Genomic DNA, 16845 nt, shown 5'->3' on the forward strand with positions numbered 1-16845 from the left:
ATGCCGCCCGCGCTGGCGCCACGACCATCATTGCACTAACAATCAAATTGGACCCGTCCGTGGGGGCCGATCAGACATTGCCCCCGTGCGCGAGGCCTTGACCGGCACGCTGCGCGGCGCTGAGCGCTACCGGATCATCGAGGAAAAGATCTGCTACTACACGGTGTCGGCAGACGAGCGTTTCGTCAGCGAGCCGCTGGGCAAATCCGGCTGGCTGCTCAGCGCCTGCTCCGGCCACGGCTTCAAGCTCGGCCCGCTCATGGGCCTCGGCGTGGCCGATGCCCTGACCGGCAAGCGTGCTGCGGAGGATGTATCCCGCTGGGCTGCTGGATTAGGCGGGGTGTGAGGGGAGGGGCTGCAACATCCCTGTCCGCCGCCCACATCTCCCAGCCCCATCCCCATCCCCATCATCCGTCATGCGATGGCTTGACCATGGCATCCACCGCGATGCGCCCCGGCTCGTTGTGCGCTTGATCGGGGCTCTGTGTGGGTGCGGCATTCGAGGTGCTGGCCGTGCGGATGGGAAACGGCATGGGTGCCATGGTCAAGCCATGGCATGACGGAGAGAAGGGAGGGGCGGGGCGTCAGAACCGGCGCTGTACCCATTCTGGTCGCCGCAGCCTCCCAAAAAAACAGCGCCCCGATCCATCGCAGGAAAGGGGCGCTGCCGTTTGCTTCGGTCAAAATTCCGTGCTGATTACCAGCTGGCGAGAACCGCGCCGTGGAACGTGTCTTCCACGAACTTGCGCACTTCAGCGGAATTGTAGGTTTCCACGAGGGTCTTCACCCAGGCGGCGTCCTTGTCCTGCGTGCGCACGGCGATGATGTTCACATACGGGCCCTTCGGGCGTTCGCGCAGGATCGGGTCCTTGACCGGGTCAAGACCTGCTTCCTTGGCGTAGTTGGTGTTGATGCCCGCAGCATCCACATCCGGCAGCGAGCGCGGCAGCTGGGCTGCGTCGATCTCGACGATCTTCAGGTTCTTCGGGTTCTCGACGATATCGGCGATGGAGGCCTTGACGCCTGCATCTTCACGCAGCTTCAGCACGCCCGCGTCATCCAGAAGCAGCAGTACGCGGCCGCCATTGGTCGGATCGTTCGGGATGGCAACAGTCGCGCCTTCCGGCAGGTCGGTGATCGTCTTGTGCTTCTGCGAATAGACACCGATGGGGAAGTTGACCGTGAAGGCCACATCCGTCAGCTGATAGCCTCGGTCGGCGATCTGGTTGTCCAGATAAGGCTTGTGCTGGAAGGAGTTGGCCTGCAGATCACCGGCATTCAGCGCCTCGTTCGGCACCACATAGTCGGAGAATTCGAGGATCTCGATGTCGAGGCCCTTCGGCGCGGCAAGGCGCTTCACTTCTTCCATGATCTGGGCATGGGGGCCAGGGGTGACGCCGACCTTGATCGTCTCGGCAAAAGCCGGGGCGGCAGCGAAGAGGGTGAGAGCAGCAACGGCGCCGGTCAGGGACGCGGCAATGGACTTGAAGAGCATGTGAGCACTCCGGTTCTGGGAAAGGACAAGCGGAAGGTTCAATGCCGGGCGCGCTTGTCGAAGCGCCGGGCAAGGCTGTCGCCAAGGCTTTGCACGCCTTGCACGAGAAGAATGAGCACGAGCACGACCGCCAGCATCACGTCGGGCATGAAGCGCTGGTAGCCGAAGCGGATGCCGAGATCACCCAGGCCGCCGCCGCCAACGGCGCCGACCATGGCCGAATAGCCGATGAGGCTGACGGCGGTGAAGGTGAGGGCATGGGTAATGGCTGGCAGCGCCTCCGGCAGCAGCACCTTGCGCACGATCTGCAGCGGTGTTGCCCCCATGGCGCGGGCAGCCTCGATCAGGCCCTGATCCACGCCCCGGATGGCGCCTTCGATGACGCGGGCAACGAAGGGTGTCGCGCCAATCGTCAGCGGCACGATGGCGGCCGTGGTGCCAATCGACGTGCCCGCGATCAGCCGGGTCAGCGGCACGATGGCCACCACCAGAATGATGAAGGGTGTGGAGCGCGCCGCGTTGACGATGAGACCCAGCACCGCATTGAGAGCAGGGGCGGCGAAGAGCTCACCCTTGCGGCTGGTGGCCAGAAACACGCCCAGCGGCAGGCCGATCGCCGTTGCCAGAAGGCCGGAAACGGCAACCATGTGAAGGGTTTGCAGCAGGCTGTCGAAAATCAGCTTGAGAATGTGCGGGGGCAGGAAATCAGGCAACATAGCCAAGCACCTCGCTGGTCAGGCCGTGGGAGCGGGCACCCGCCTCAACGGCGGCAAGGGTTTCAGGTGCGGCATCGACGCTGACGACCAGCTGACCATAGGTTTGGCCTGCGATCTGGTCGATCTTGCCCTGCACGATGGACAGGTCGAGCCCCAGCGTGCGCGAGAAGTGGCTGATGAACGGGCTCTGGCTGCCTTCACCCTTGAAAATGAGGCGCACCAGCGCCTGCCCGCCGGGCTGAGGCGCGCTCTGCAACTTCGCGCGCAGATGCTCCGGCAGAACGGCACCGGTGACGGCAGAGACGAAGCTGCGCGTGGTGGGGTGCTGCGGCTCTGTAAATACATCGAAGGTGCGGCCATGTTCAACGATCTGGCCGCCGTCGATCACAGCCACTTCATCGGTTATGGCGTTGATGACGCTCATTTCGTGGGTGATGAGCAGGATGGTGAGACCCAGCTCCCGGTTCACCTGGCGCAGCAGGTCAAGGATCTGGTCCGTCGTTTCCGGATCCAGCGCCGAAGTCGCCTCGTCGGAGAGCAGCACCTTGGGACCGGTGGCGAGAGCCCGGGCGATGCCGACGCGCTGCTTCTGGCCGCCGGAGAGTTCGCCCGGATAACGGTCCGCCTTACCGTCGAGGCCGACGAGATCGAGGAGCGGGCGCACCCGCCGTTCGATCTCGGACCGGCTGGCGCCGATGATTTCCAGCGGCAGGGCCACGTTGTCGAACACGGTGCGCCGGGCCAGCAGGTTGAAATGCTGGAAGATCATGCCGATGGAGCGGCGCTCGGCGCGCAGCGCGGCTTCGCTCAGCTGCGTCAGGTCGGTGCCATCGACGATCACCGCGCCCCGGCTGGGACGCTCCAGCCCGTTGACGAGACGGATCAGGGTTGATTTGCCGGCGCCCGAACGCCCGATGACGCCCAGAATGCGCCCGCGCGCCACGGACAGGTCAATGTCCTTCAGCGCCTCGACGGCAGCATGGCCGCTGCGGGCCGGATAGATCTTTGCCACACCCTTGATCTGCACCAGAGGCGCCGGGCTGCCGTCCGCCGGCGCGGAGGCAAGACTGTGCGGATCGGGCGGATTGGATTGCATGTTCACGGGGTCAGAACCTGTTGGGAGGGCCACCGCAACGCCTTGGGAGGGGCGTTAGGACGGACTGTGACGCTAATATCCCGGAGCCGGGCCAGCAGCGCGAGGGACCCGGTCATCTATATCGCCTCAATTCCGGATCGGCTTGGCCCAATTTGGAAAATACGGGGAAAAAATTTTCAGGACGGGGTGAGGCCGCTACCGCATTGACCGCATGCACGTGATGATTGATGAAAGCAGGAGAGCTGCAAGAGACGCGGAATGCAGGCAGATCTTCACCTTCTGGCGAGCCGGTTCTGGGCCAAGACCTTTGAAGCGGACTTGATGGCTGGCGCGGCCTACAAGCCGGTGCTGCATCACCTGCTGGATGTGGCGGCGGCGGCACAATGCCTGTTGCAGGCGAGGCCAGGCCTGCTGCGCCGTCTGGCTGCCCGGCATGGCGTGCCGGAGGAGCAGCTGCTGCCGGTGCTCGTCTTTCTTGCCGCCCTGCATGACCTTGGCAAGATCTCCCGCACTTTCCAGATCAAGTGGCCCGAAATCTGGCCCGAAGCAGCGCTGGGGCCATTGCGGCCGGTGACGGGCCGTTCGCACTGGCGCAACACGGCGTATCTGCTGAATGCTCCTGCCATCAGGGAGCGGCTCGTCAGCCTGTTTCCCTCTCTGCCCAGGCTCGGAGTTCAGACCCGGATAGCGCCGCTGATTGCGGCCATTGCCGGGCATCACGGTGTGCCGCCGTCTGGGGACGAGACAAATGCAAAGGAGACATGCGCCGGAACGGATCCGGACCTTGGCCCGCAGCTTGTGGCCATTGCCGCCCATGTAGCGGGGGAGCTGGCCCGCATTCTGAAGCCGCAGCCGCTGGCGGCATTGCGTGACACAGGCGCATTCAAGGCCTTGTCCTGGCCGCTGGCCGGACTGATCACGCTGGCCGACTGGGTGGGCTCGGATGCAACTTTCTTCGGGCGGCAGGATCCGGAGATGGAGGCGGAGGACTATTGGCCTCTGGTGCTGGCGGCGGCAGAAAGGGCCGTGCGGGAGAAGGGCCTGTGCCCGCCTCCTGCCTTTGCCGTGCCGGATCTCGCCCGCGTGGCCCCGGCTGCTGCCGCCGCACCCCGGCCCCTGCAGCAGGCAGCAGCAGAGCTGCCGCTGTCCGGCAGTCCGGCGCTGGTGATCCTTGAGGATACGGCGGGCGCCGGCAAGACGGAGGCAGCTCTTGTGCTGGCCGCACGAATGATGGCCGCGGGTATGGGGGAGGGCATCTTCATGGCCCTGCCCACCATGGCGACCGCCAATGCTATGTATGGCCGGCTGGCGCCGGTTTACCGGCAGCTGTTTGACGGCGGCAGCCCCCCCTCGCTGGTTCTGGCCCATGGGCAGGCCCGCCTGTCGCAGGCGTTCCGGTCCAGCACGGGGGCAGCCGCTCCCGCGCAATATGAACACGGCGGAGAGGAGCAGTCCGTCTCTGCATTCTGCGCCAGCTGGCTGGCGGACAGCCGCCGCAAGGCGCTGCTTGCTGATGTGGGGGCCGCGACCATCGATCAGGCCTTTCTCGCCGTTCTGCGCAAGAAGCATCTGGCGCTGCGTCAGGCGGGCCTTGCCAGCCGGGTGCTGATTGTCGACGAGGCGCATTGTTTTGATGCCTATATGGGCAAGGAACTGGAGCGCCTTCTGGAACTGCATGCCATGCAGGGCGGCTCCGCCATCGTATTGTCGGCAACGCTGGCGGAGAGGCAGAAACGGCAGATGCTGAAGGCCTTTGCCAAAGGGTTGGGGGCGGGCACCCCGCAAGGGCTGGATGCGGGTATGAATCCGGCTGAGGTTTCCTATCCGTTGATCACCCGGCTGGATGCGGGCACCGTCGCGCAAACGGCGCCGGGCTCGGACCCGCGCCTCCACCGGGAGGTGGCGGTGCGCCGGGCAGCCAGCCGGGAAGCGGTGATGCAGGAGGCGCTGGAGGCAGCCCGCCAGGGCGCCGCTGTTGCCATCGTCTGCAATGCGGTGGACCCGGCCATCCGCATGTTCGAAACCCTGAGCGCTGGGGGAGAGGTACCGGTGGATCTGTTCCACGCCCGCATGGCCCAGGTGGACCGGCAGGCGATTGAGGCGGATGTCCTGTCCCGCTTCGGAAAGGAGGCGCCGCAGGACAGGCGCGCCGGGCGCATTCTGGTCGCCACGCAGGTTATCGAGCAGTCACTGGACCTCGATTTTGACCTTATTCTCACCGACCTTGCGCCGGTGGACCTGCTGATCCAGCGTGCCGGGCGCCTGTGGCGGCACATGCCGCAGCGCCCCGTGGAAAGCCGGCCCTTTCCCGTTCCCAGCCTTGTGGTGCTCTCGGCCGATCCGGACGAGGTGGCAGACGCGAACTGGGGCGTGGACATCTTGCAGCAGGCGGCCTTCACCTATCAGCGGCCCGCCGTGTTGTGGCGCACGGCCCGCCATATCTTTGACAGGGGCCGCATCGTCAGCCCCGCGGACATGCGCCCGCTGATCGAGGCCGTCTATGGCCCTAAAGACTGGGAGGATGTGCCGGAGCCCCTGCATCAGGCCCAGCAGAGGGCGGAAGGCAAGGAGCAGGGGAACCGGCAGCTTGCAAAGTTCAATCTGGCGGAGCCTGCCGATGGCTACACCGGGCTTCAGGGTCAGCTATCCTCCGATGAGGAAATCGGCACCAGGCTAGGCGAGGCAACCCTGACCCTGCGTATCGCCCGGATGCAGGGCGGCACACTGGTGCCATTGGCCGCGCCCGGCGGCCCCGGTCCTGAGGCCATGGCAGAGGCCTGGGCCCTGTCGGCCCTCAGCTGCCGCGCGGCGATCCTGACCCGGCAGGGCAGGGACGCGCCCCCGGCACCGGATGCGGCAGAAGAAAAGCGCCGCGCCGCCGCCCGAGAAACCCTGCGCCGCAGCTGGCCGGAGTTCGAGGCCTCCATCGTCATCGCCATTCTGGGGGAGGACGGTCATCTGGACGCGGGCCCGGACTACAGCCGCACGCTCTTCTACTGCCGCAGGCGCGGTCTGACGAACGGTGCCGCGCGGGAATGATCCCGCACTGCCGGGGCTGCAATCAAGCCGGGTTTTTCTTGCCTGCTGCAGCCCCTTGCGCCACTCTCCAATCCGCCCTCCGAAAGCCCCCGAATTTCCGGTAGCTTTCCGCTCTTTGAAATTCTATTTTCAGATCAATGCTCTCCAGCAAGAGTGTTCCCCGCACACGCGGGGATGAACCGCCGAGAGGCTGTATCAGGGCGTCTATCACGACGTGTTCCCCGCACACGCGGGGATGAACCGAATGCTCATTCTGGATGGCCCCTATCTGTCGAGTGTTCCCCGCACACGCGGGGATGAACCGGCCGTGCAGTCGCGCATCAGCCAGCTGGGCAAGTGTTCCCCGCACACGCGGGGATGAACCGGCATGGCCAGAAGCTGCCAGCGCCTGCGAAAAGTGTTCCCCGCACACGCGGGGATGAACCGGCGAGAAACTGCGGGCATCGGGCTTTCGGGTCGTGTTCCCCGCACACGCGGGGATGAACCGCGCCCGCGCCGCATTTTCGTTTGCGCCCATGGGTGTTCCCCGCACACGCGGGGATGAACCGGCGAGAAACTGCGGGCATCGGGCTTTCGGGTCGTGTTCCCCGCACACGCGGGGATGAACCGCGCCCGCGCCGCATTTTCGTTTGCGCCCATGGGTGTTCCCCGCACACGCGGGGATGAACCGGCCCAGAGGCGCCGGACCAAAACGGGTGCCGCGTGTTCCCCGCACACGCGGGGATGAACCGGAAACGGATGACTGGTGCCGCCTCGTCAAGAAGTGTTCCCCGCACACGCGGGGATGAACCGACCGGTGCCGCGCTCACCGAACATCATCTTGCGTGTTCCCCGCACACGCGGGGATGAACCGTGGGTGGCCATTGCCAGCCTTGTTGCCGCTGTGTGTTCCCCGCACACGCGGGGATGAACCGGTAGGGGTTGCCCGGCAGCACCTCGCCGGGCAGTGTTCCCCGCACACGCGGGGATGAACCGCCGGGAGGATATCCGCGCCTCCTGGCGGCAGGGTGTTCCCCGCACACGCGGGGATGAACCGTGGACAGCATGTGGGCCGCCGCAGCGCAGCTCGTGTTCCCCGCACACGCGGGGATGAACCGTTTGCGTGCCAGCCATTGCCGGCAGCACCTCTGTGTTCCCCGCACACGCGGGGATGAACCGCCAGATTGATCACCCGGCGCTCGCCCTCCCGCGTGTTCCCCGCACACGCGGGGATGAACCGCTTCCCGCCCGCCACCTGCGCTGACTGCCTCCGTGTTCCCCGCACACGCGGGGATGAACCGCCGCAGCGCGACACCTGGATCCAGATGATGGCGTGTTCCCCGCACACGCGGGGATGAACCGCTTCCCGCCCGCCACCTGCGCTGACTGCCTCCGTGTTCCCCGCACACGCGGGGATGAACCGCCGCAGCGCGACACCTGGATCCAGATGATGGCGTGTTCCCCGCACACGCGGGGATGAACCGCAGACGTTGAATGCGGCCAATTACGCTGCCGCGTGTTCCCCGCACACGCGGGGATGAACCGGGGCAGGTCACCAACTCGCCGCATCTGACGCTGTGTTCCCCGCACACGCGGGGATGAACCGGCGCGGGAGCAGGCAGAGGCCATGCTCGCTCTGTGTTCCCCGCACACGCGGGGATGAACCGGTGCGCGGCACCTGGGCGGCGCGGTGCAATGTGTGTTCCCCGCACACGCGGGGATGAACCGTCGGCATCCGTGGCGGCGAGTGGACGGCGCCCGTGTTCCCCGCACACGCGGGGATGAACCGTTGCTCTAAATGCTCTGCCCCTGACATGGAGCGTGTTCCCCGCACACGCGGGGATGAACCGCACCATCACAATCCCGCACCGGCAGGTTCTGCGTGTTCCCCGCACACGCGGGGATGAACCGAGCGGAACGAGGAAAGTGTCTGGAGCGAGGCCGTGTTCCCCGCACACGCGGGGATGAACCGATCGCGCAGGCCGTCTCTCAGTACAAACAGCTGTGTTCCCCGCACACGCGGGGATGAACCGGTATGAAGGAGCACGGCGAGCCAGTCCCCGAACCGCGCGAACTTCCGGCGTTTTTGGCGGATGACACATTGGCGGAATGGCGCAGCGGGGCAACCTTTACCTCCGTGCCACTCGCTCCGGAATCCTGACGTGCTGCGCTGCATTCTGCAATCGAAGATTGATCTTCCGTTACGTTTATCATAGGGTTGAAGCTGGCGAATGTTTGCATCCTTGAGTGGGGGAGGTGCGGCATGGGCAGGCTGGTTTGGTGGCTGGGTGTTCCCGCCGTTTTCGGTGCGGGCGTCTTTGCAGGCGTGCTGTTTTCGCCGCCACTGGGCACGGCGCTACTTGAGGCGGCCGGGCTTGATGGCGCTGGCCGGAAGTCATCGATCGATCGCATAACGACAGGTGCAGTTGAGCCCCCTCCGGGGGGCGGCGGACGTGCGCCTGCCAGCGATGAATCTGTCACTATTGCCCAACTGATGGCGGGCATTTCGCAAACGGCGTCTTACGCCTACCTTCAGGAGCATGCCTATATCCTGTCACCGCATGCCATCGCCTCGGGCGAGGATCTCATCCTCCCCGAGGACCTGACACGTCTCAGCCTGATGGAACTGGGCAAGCGGCATGCGCAGGCCGATGCAGCCGGGCGGGCGGCGATCCTCGAAGAGGTTCAGCGGCGCGAACTGCGCGTCACCGAGATCAGCGGCGAGTTCTTCCCCGACATGGTGCTGGATTCACCGCACAATGCCTTCATCTATGTCAGCCGGGGCAAAAAGGGCGATGCTGTTGCGGCAACCGGCCCAGCGGCGGCCATAAGTATCAGTGCCACAATGGAGCCCGTAACGCTGGTGCCGGTGCAGACGGAAACGTCATCCACCATCGGGGCGCGATTGCATGGCGCCGGGTTCGATATCGAGCCGAAGGAGATGATCTGGCGGCAGGTGCCCGACGGGCAGGAGGAAACCTTCCTCTGGGTGGTGACGCCCCGCAAGGAGGGGGAGCTTCAGCTGACGATCGATCTGCGGCAGAAACTGATCTTTGGCGGAGAGACCATCGAAAGACCAGTCCGCAGCTTCCCCAAGACCGTTGCCGTCTCGGCTGACCTCTTCACACGGATCGGCCGGGCGGTTGGCGGTGTCAGCGTTGCGCTCGACACGGCCAACAAGATCGGCGTCGCCATCGCCACCCTTCTTGGCATTGCAGGCATCGGAGGCCTTGGCGGCCTGATCCAGTACCTCTACCGCCGCCTCCGCCCGGCCCGCGCTGCGGGTGCGTGATGGGCAACTGTGGGGCGGTTGACATGTTGGGGAATATGAGGTTTTTCCAACGTGTTCCCCGCGTGTGCGGGGATGAGCCAGTACTCGGTTGGGTCACTGTCCTGTTCCCCGCGCACCCGGGGTTTTCGACCCTTACCTTAGTCAGGGTGATATTCAGTGCAACAAAAATCGTAAGATACTAGGTTGAGTTTCAGTATCTCGTTGACGAGCGCGCCTAAGCATGCTTTATTGAATCCAGTCGCCGGCCTTGGTGGTCTGCGACTGGTCCTTAAGCAGCAGGGCGAAGTGTCTTGATTGGCGTCAGCCTTCACCCCTTAGCAAAATGGAGGTGCAAGTCATGGCTATCATAATAGCTGTTGCAGTCTTTGATTGACTGAGATTTTGGTGTTTCTCAGTTGAGATCAATCGAAGACTGCCAACCCATAGCACAGTTGAGCGTGTCTGGCTGGCGCCTGCTGGGTGCGGTTGATTTTTTAATTTTTGCGTGCATTTCTGCTTATGGCTCTCTGGGGTGGAGTTTTCATCTCCTAGCTTGTCTGTGAAATGCACAAGGCCTGTGCCGGGGGGAGTGGGATGGGGTTCAATGTTCTGACGGACCGGTGTTTTCCCGTGGTCATGCGATCCGGGGAGCGGCGGTGGGTGGACTTTGCCGGGCTGGCCTGCGGCTTTCCGGGGTCTGATGAGCCTGAGGCCGGGGTGGGCGATGCTGCGGACGATGCTGCTGACTATGCTGTGGCCTTTGACTGGCCGCGGCCGGACCTCGACATGGCCTGCTATGAATTGTGCGTCGGTGTGTTGCAGCTTTGCCTTGATGTGTTCAATGATGACCGCTGGGAGGAGCTCTGGTTTTCCTCTGTCGGCCGGGAGGACCTGGCGGAGCGGATTGCCCCCTTTACCCATGCCTTTGAACTGCTGGGCGGGGGCGCGCGTTTCCTGCAGGACCGGGAGGCCTTCGAGGCGGACCTGAAGCCTGCGGCTCTTTCGCCGGTTGAGGGGCTGTTCATCGACACGCCGGGCCAGAATGGCCAGAAGAAGAATGCGGATGTGCTGACGCACAGGGGGCGCTATCCGGCGCTGGGCCTGCCTGCGGCCGCAATGACGCTTTATGCCTTGCAGGCCTTTGCCCCGGCGGGCGGGGCGGGCAACCGCACGTCCATGCGCGGCGGCGGGCCGCTGTCTGTTCTGGTGCTGCCCGTGGCGGGGGAGGGGCGGGCGCCGGTTTCGCTCTGGCACCGGCTGCTGGCCAATGTGACGAAGCTTGCCGTTGGCGATGCTGCAGCGCAGCTTCACACCGTCCTGCCCTGGCTGGCACAAACCCTGACCTCTGACAAAGGCCGCGTCATTCACCCTGATGACGAAGGCGATGCCCATCCGCTGCAGGCCTTTTTCGGCATGCCCCGGCGGCTGCGGCTGGTGGCGGATGCGCAGCCGGGCATCTGTGCGCTTACGGGGCTGGAAGGCCCGGTGGTGACCCACTTCGCCCAGCGGCCTTACGGCATGAACTATGGCATCTGGCAGCATCCGCTGACGCCTTACCGTCAGCTCAAGGAGACTGAGCCGCCCTATTCGGTGAAGCCCAAGACCGCCCGTTTCGGCTACCGCGACTGGGTGGCCGTTGCCGTGGGGGAGGGGGCAGGAAGCCTGTCGCGTCTGCCGGGGAACATCTCCGCCGCGCGTCAGGACCGGGTGGAGCCGCTGACCAGCTATGGCCACGATCCCGTTCTGCGCGTTGGCGGCTGGGCCATGAACAATATGGAGGCCATGGCCTATCTGTTGGCCGAACAGCCAATGCATCTGGCCAGGGACAGGGATGTGGCGCAGATGCTGGACGGTCTGGTCCGCAGCTTTTCCGAAGCTGGCAGCGTGGCGCTCTCGGCCCTGCGCGATGGACTGCGCAAGGCCCTGTTTGACGGTCAGACGCCGGATGCGGAAAAAGGCGCTCTGGGCAATGCGCAGGCGGCCTTTTTCGAGGCAACGGAGCCGCAGTTCCACAGGCTGGCCGCCGCTTTTCTGAATGGCGGCGAGGATGAAAGCCTTGAAGCCCGGGCGGAACGGCAGCGGCAGAACTGGCGGCGGCAACTGGAAGAAACCGTGCTGTCCCTTTTCGATCAGTTTGCAGGCGTCGAGGACGTGCCGCCCGAGCGGGCGCAGCCGGTTGTCGAGGCCTATGCGACCTTGCAGCGCAGCTGCCGGGGCTATGGGCCGGGTGGAAAGCGGTTCTTTGAAGCGCTGCGTCTGCCCCTGCCGGTCCCAGACAAGGAAAAGGGCAAGGAAAAGGGCAAAGGCGTGCCAAAGGCAAAATCCCGCTCCGGGAGGGACGAATGACCATGAAACTGAACAAGCCGGCCGCTGAAGCCGCAAGGGACTGGTGGCAGCGGCTGCATCCCAATCCGGTTACGGGGCGTGGCGGCGACAGGGCCGGGCGGGCGCGGCTGCGCCGGGCCTCCGGGCCGCTGGAAGCCCTGCTGGAACCGCAGACGCAGGCCCTGATCGAGGCCGTGCGCCAGGCCTCCGGCAAGGCCTGGACCTCGCAGGCTCAGTATCAGGATGAGGAAACGCTGCTGCGCTTCGGGGTGCTGGCCATTCTGCTGGCAGAGACGGATGTTCATTTCGAGGAAAGGCAGCGCGGCTTTGCCGGGCTGCTGGGGCAGACGCCGGACGGTTTGTTGACGTCCGATAATAAAGACCGCCGCTGGTCCGTGTCCCGCTTCGGCGCGATGATGCGGGCGTGGAAAGAGCCGGATGAGTTCTGCCGCCACATCCGCCGGGCGCTGCCGGTGCTGAAGCGCGAGCCCTTTGATGTGACGGCCTTCATCCGCGATGTCATCGGCTTTGACGGCGCCGTGCAGCGCAAATGGACCTTCGATTATTACGGCCAGCCGCAGCTTGCGGCGGGCGATGGCAAGGCCGGGGCGCAGGAGAGCCCCGCCTCCGGACATGCTTTCCCTGAGGAGAACTGATATGGCCCGCTTTCTGCAGCTTCACATTCTGACCCCCTATCCGGCTTCCAACCCCAACCGGGATGATCTGGGCCGCCCGAAGAGCATGATCCTGGGCGGTGTGCCGCGCATGCGCATTTCCAGCCAGGCCATCAAGCGTTCCATCCGCACCCATGAAGCCTTCACTCAGCCGCTGACCGGCAATCTGGGCGAGCGCACCCAGCGCATGGGGCAGGTGCTGAAGCAGGCGCTTCTGGACAAGGGTGCGGACGAGGACAAGGCCATTGAGATCGCCCGTGAGGTTGCCGGCGTCTTCGGCAAGCTGAAGGGGGAGAAGGACGCCAACCCCACCTACACCGAGCAGCTGGCCTTCATTTCCCCGCAGGAGCGGCAGATCGCAACGGATATTGCGCTGCGCAAGCTCGCCGGAGAAAAGCTGCCGAAGGAAAAGGAACTGGCGAAGATGGTCTTTCTCAAGGCCGATGGCGCGGTTGATATCGCCATGTTCGGCCGCATGCTGGCCGACAATCCGGATTTCAACCGCGATGCGGCGGTGCAGGTGGCCCATGCCTTCACGACCTCCCGCGCCGAGGTGGAAGACGATTTCTACACCGCCGTCGATGACCTGAAGCGGCCGAGCGAGGATGCCGGCGCTGGGTTTGTCGGCGAAGCCGGTTTCGGTGCGGGGATTTTCTACCTCTACATCTGCGCCGATCTGGAGCTTCTGGCGGAAAATCTTGGTGGTGACCGGGAGCTGGCAGCCCGTGCGGCCGAGGCGCTGGTGCGCACCGTTTCCGTGGCCTCGCCCTCCGGCAAGAAGAACAGTTTTGCCAACCATGTGAAGGCCGAATTCATTCTGGCCGAACTGGGTGATGCCCAGCCGCGCACGCTGGCGGGCGCCTTCACCCGTCCCGTCGAAGGCCGCGATCATACGGCTGAATCCGCCAGGGCGCTGCTGGCCAAGCGCGAGGCCTTTGCCAAGGCCTATGGCCGGGACTGGGCGTCCGAATGCTGCCTTCAGGTGGGCGATGCAGACAGCGCAACGCTGGATGAACTGGCGGCCTTTGCTGCAAGCGGAGTGACGGAAGGTGCAGAGGCCGGGGCAGCATGACGGACCGCTGGCTCGTCATCACGCTGGAAGCGCCCCTGGCTAGTTTCGGGGAGGCGGCGGGTAACGCGCAGCGCGGCACGGCGGAGCGGCCCTCCCGCTCGGCGCTGCTGGGCCTTGCTGGCGCCGCCCTTGGCCTGCGCCGGGAGGATGCGGCTGGCCAGTCGCGCCTGTTTGCGGGGCTGCGCACGGCCAGCCTCAGCCAGCGCCGCGGCAAGCTGCTGACCGATTTCCACACCTTCCAGTCCCTGCCATCTTCGGCAGGGGCACCACGCAGCCGTGCGGCAGCCCTCGCGTTGCGTGAGGAGCTTTCAACCTCCATCACCCGGCGCGAATACCGCATGGATGTGCGCTATCTGGCGGGATTCACCGCTGCGGATGGTGTGGCGGAGGGGGAGGGGATTGATCTGGCGGCGCTGGCGGAGGCTTTCCGCCGTCCGCGCTTTACGCTCTGGCTGGGGCGCAAGTCCTGCCCGCTGTCGCGTCCGCTCAATCCGCAGGTGGTCCCGGCACCGGATGCCGCAGGCGCCTTTCTCGCCTATCTTGAGGCGGATCCGCTGCTACTGGGCACTGTGCCGCGTGAGGCAGAGCTTGCGGTTGAGACCTTGGGGGATCTGCCGTCCGGTGCGGCCATTTCCCGCCAGCATAACCGGCGCGATGATCCGCAAAGCCGCACCAGCTGGCAGTTTGCCAGCCGCAGCGAATATGTGACGGGCCTCAGCCTGCCTGCGAGGCCGGAACGGGAGGCGGCACGATGAGCGGGCTTTATCTTTCGCGGCTGGATCTGCGCCGCTCTTCGCGCAATGTGGCCCCGCTCATGGGCCTGCTCAACCCCGCTGACAGCGCCGCGCAGATGAACACGGGGCACCGGCTGCTGTGGACGGCCATGCCAGCGCATCTGCGGGGCCGGGCAGCGGAGGGCAGGGCCAGGGAGAGTTGGGCCGGGGAGGGCGCGCCCTTCCTGTGGCGGCGGGACACGCATGACGGCCGCTACTACGTGCTGGGGCCGGAACTGGGACAGGAGGAATCGCCCTTTTTCGAGATTTCCTCCCGCCCCTTCGAGCCGCAGCTGGCGCCCGGCGACTTGCTGGCCTTCGAGCTGAGTGTCAATGCCACCGTCGACCGCAAGATTGGCACGGATGACAGCGGCAGGCCAAAGCGCAAACGCAGTGACGTGGTGATGGACCTGATCCACCGCCGGGAGAGGGAAGCTGGGAGCCCTCTGCAGCGTGGCGCCTTGCGCGAGGTGGCGGCCCATGATGCGGCGGTGGACTGGCTGAAAGGACAGGGGGAACGCTCCGGCTTTGCCCTCAAGGGCCTGCGGGTCCAGGCTTACCGCGTCGAGCAGGTGCCGCGCAGCAAGGGCAAGCCCGCCCGCTTCGGCGTGCTGGATCTTGCCGGGCTCATTGAAGTAGAGGACCCCGCAGCCTTTCTGGCGCGCCTTGGCCGTGGCTTTGGCCGGGCCAAGGCCTTCGGCTGCGGCCTGATGATGATCCGGAGGGCCTGAACCATGAGCGGCGGGGGCACGGCATCCGGTTTCACCATGCCCGGTGCCCCGCCGCCGCGCCCCATTGCGCTGAAGGACCGCTCGTCCATCATCTTCGTGGAAAAGGGCCAGCTGGATGTCATCGACGGCGCCTTCGTTCTGGTCGATGCCAATGGCGTCCGCATGCATATTCCGGTCGGCGGGCTGGCGGCGATCATGCTGGAGCCGGGGGTGCGCACCAGCCATGCGGCGGTGTCGCTGGCTGCCCGTGCCGGCACGCTGCTGGTCTGGGTCGGGGAAGCAGGTGTACGCGTCTATGCCGCCGGACAGCCGGGTGGGGCGCGGTCTGACCGGTTGCTGTGGCAATGCCGTCTCGCCATGGACGAGGCGGCGCGCCTGCGCATCGTGCGCAAGATGTTCGAAATGCGTTTCGGCGAGGCCGCACCTGAAAAGCGTTCGGTCGATCAGTTGCGCGGCATCGAAGGAGCGCGGGTCAGAACGCTTTACGATGGCTTTGCCCGCCAGTTCGGCGTCACCTGGACGCGGCGCAATTACAATCCGGACAACTGGGACTTTTCGGACGTGCCGAACCGCGCCCTGTCTGCCGCCACGGCCTGCCTCTATGGCCTGACGGAGGCGGCCGTTCTGGCGGCAGGCTATGCGCCCGCCGTGGGCTTCCTCCACACGGGCAAACCGCTGTCCTTCGTCTATGACATTGCCGACCTGTTCAAATTCGAAACCGTGGTACCTGAGGCTTTCCGTATTGCCGGGCAGCAGGCCAAGGGCAAGCTGACAGGCGCGGTGGACCGGGAAGTCCGCCTTGCCTGCCGCGATGCCTTCCGCCGCACCAATCTGCTGGGGCGGCTCATTCCCGCCATTGAGGAGGTGCTGCTGGCAGGCGAGTTGCCGCCGCCGGAAGATCCGGACTATGCCATCGATCCGGCCTTCAAGGATCCCTCTCCCTCCGGCGATGCGGGGCACCGGTCATGATGATGGTCGTCACCACCAATGCTCCGCCCCGGCTGCGCGGGCGTCTCGCCGTCTGGCTGCTGGAGGTGCGGGCAGGCGTCTACATCGGCACTTACTCGGCCCGCACGCGCGAGATGATCGCCAGTCAGGTGGCGGCGATGATTGAGGATGGCGACGCCGTGATCGCCTGGACGGCCCCCACTGACGCGGGCTTCGACTTCCAGACCTATGGCCGCAACCGCCGCATGCCTGTTGATTTCGACGGCCTGCGCCTCGTCGCCTTCCATCCGCCGGATGCCGGAAATCCGGGGCCGGGCGGGCCCGGATCAGGCTGATAAAGGCCGGCCGGACCCGTCATTCTGCCCGTCTCCGGCCCCCCCTCAAAACCGCCCCAAAACCGGTAGCTTTCCGCTCTTTGAAATTCTACAATAAGATCAATGATCTCCAGCAAGAGCGTTCCCCGCACACGCGGGGATGAACCAAGGGCCGGAGCCAGATGGCCCAGCATCTGGCCGCGTTCCCCGCACACGCGGGGATGAACCGGCGCGCTTGAGCGTGTGCACGAGGCAGGCGCCGCGTTCCCCGCACACGCGGGGATGAACCGGCCTATCTGCCCGGTGGCGCCACCACGTCCATGCGTTCCCCGCACACGCGGGGATGAACCGGTCGCCGACCGCGCGCACGCTGTCGAAAGCCCGCGTTCCCCGCACACGCGGGGATGAACCG

At 65.4% G+C, this 16845-nt stretch carries 13 protein-coding genes and 2 CRISPR repeat arrays; of the genes, 10 read left to right on the forward strand and 3 right to left on the reverse strand.

Translation table 11 applies throughout. The annotated features are described in order from the left end of the window. Positions 1-85: 85 nt before the first annotated feature. Positions 86-346 (forward strand): FAD-binding oxidoreductase/lyase, encoded by a 261-nt coding sequence (locus ASC48_RS16855; protein ID WP_055456870.1) that lies wholly within the window; start codon positions 86-88, stop codon positions 344-346. A 351-nt stretch (positions 347-697) separates the two neighbouring features. Here ASC48_RS16855 and ASC48_RS16860 read toward each other — a convergent pair whose 3' ends face one another. From ASC48_RS16860 to ASC48_RS16870, 3 genes are read right to left on the reverse strand one after another with little or no spacing between them, the layout of a single operon-like run. Further along, on the reverse strand, positions 698-1495 hold the full coding sequence (locus ASC48_RS16860) for a MetQ/NlpA family ABC transporter substrate-binding protein (protein WP_055456871.1): 798 nt from the start codon (positions 1493-1495) through the stop codon (positions 698-700). A gap of 38 nt (positions 1496-1533) precedes the next feature. Next, positions 1534-2211: a methionine ABC transporter permease gene (locus tag ASC48_RS16865; RefSeq protein WP_019966460.1), complete on the reverse strand. Its 678-nt coding sequence runs from the start codon at positions 2209-2211 to the stop codon at positions 1534-1536. Further along, positions 2201-3307 (reverse strand): methionine ABC transporter ATP-binding protein, encoded by a 1107-nt coding sequence (locus tag ASC48_RS16870; RefSeq protein WP_055456872.1) that lies wholly within the window; start codon positions 3305-3307, stop codon positions 2201-2203. The genes ASC48_RS16865 and ASC48_RS16870 overlap by 11 nt, the downstream gene beginning before the upstream one ends. 258 nt (positions 3308-3565) lie before the next feature. Between ASC48_RS16870 and ASC48_RS16875 the strand changes: the two genes are divergently transcribed. From ASC48_RS16875 to cas2e, 9 genes are all read left to right on the forward strand, one after another. Then, positions 3566-6346, forward strand: a complete 2781-nt coding sequence (locus tag ASC48_RS16875; RefSeq protein ID WP_055456873.1) for a CRISPR-associated helicase/endonuclease Cas3 — start codon at positions 3566-3568, stop codon at positions 6344-6346. 153 nt (positions 6347-6499) lie between these two features. After that, a CRISPR array of direct repeats spans positions 6500-8358; the repeat unit is 29 nt; unit sequence GTGTTCCCCGCACACGCGGGGATGAACCG. 230 nt (positions 8359-8588) lie between these two features. Beyond that, a complete protein-coding gene (locus ASC48_RS16880) occupies positions 8589-9617 on the forward strand; it encodes a hypothetical protein (RefSeq protein ID WP_141659000.1) in 1029 nt (342 codons plus the stop codon). A gap of 573 nt (positions 9618-10190) precedes the next feature. Then, positions 10191-11942, forward strand: coding sequence for a type I-E CRISPR-associated protein Cse1/CasA (gene casA, locus ASC48_RS16885; protein WP_055456875.1), 1752 nt, complete (start codon positions 10191-10193; stop codon positions 11940-11942). Continuing rightward, entirely contained in the window at positions 11939-12577 is a 639-nt protein-coding gene (casB, locus tag ASC48_RS16890; protein WP_055456876.1) for a type I-E CRISPR-associated protein Cse2/CasB, read from the forward strand. The genes casA and casB overlap by 4 nt, the downstream gene beginning before the upstream one ends. 1 nt (position 12578) lies before the next feature. After that, a complete protein-coding gene (gene cas7e / locus ASC48_RS16895; RefSeq protein WP_055456877.1) occupies positions 12579-13667 on the forward strand; it encodes a type I-E CRISPR-associated protein Cas7/Cse4/CasC in 1089 nt (362 codons plus the stop codon). After that, positions 13664-14422: a type I-E CRISPR-associated protein Cas5/CasD gene (gene cas5e, locus ASC48_RS16900; protein WP_055456878.1), complete on the forward strand. Its 759-nt coding sequence runs from the start codon at positions 13664-13666 to the stop codon at positions 14420-14422. Before cas7e ends, cas5e begins: the two co-directional genes overlap by 4 nt. Continuing rightward, positions 14419-15171, forward strand: coding sequence for a type I-E CRISPR-associated protein Cas6/Cse3/CasE (cas6e, locus tag ASC48_RS16905; protein WP_055456879.1), 753 nt, complete (start codon positions 14419-14421; stop codon positions 15169-15171). Before cas5e ends, cas6e begins: the two co-directional genes overlap by 4 nt. A gap of 3 nt (positions 15172-15174) precedes the next feature. Next, positions 15175-16140, forward strand: a complete 966-nt coding sequence (gene cas1e, locus ASC48_RS16910; protein ID WP_244270095.1) for a type I-E CRISPR-associated endonuclease Cas1e — start codon at positions 15175-15177, stop codon at positions 16138-16140. Next, positions 16137-16454: a type I-E CRISPR-associated endoribonuclease Cas2e gene (gene cas2e, locus ASC48_RS16915; RefSeq protein ID WP_050472747.1), complete on the forward strand. Its 318-nt coding sequence runs from the start codon at positions 16137-16139 to the stop codon at positions 16452-16454. Before cas1e ends, cas2e begins: the two co-directional genes overlap by 4 nt. 118 nt (positions 16455-16572) lie before the next feature. After that, positions 16573-16844: a CRISPR direct-repeat array (repeat unit 28 nt; unit sequence GCGTTCCCCGCACACGCGGGGATGAACC). Position 16845: the final 1 nt, after the last annotated feature.

The organism is Pannonibacter indicus (genome assembly GCF_001418225.1).
GTDB lineage: Bacteria > Pseudomonadota > Alphaproteobacteria > Rhizobiales > Stappiaceae > Pannonibacter > Pannonibacter indicus.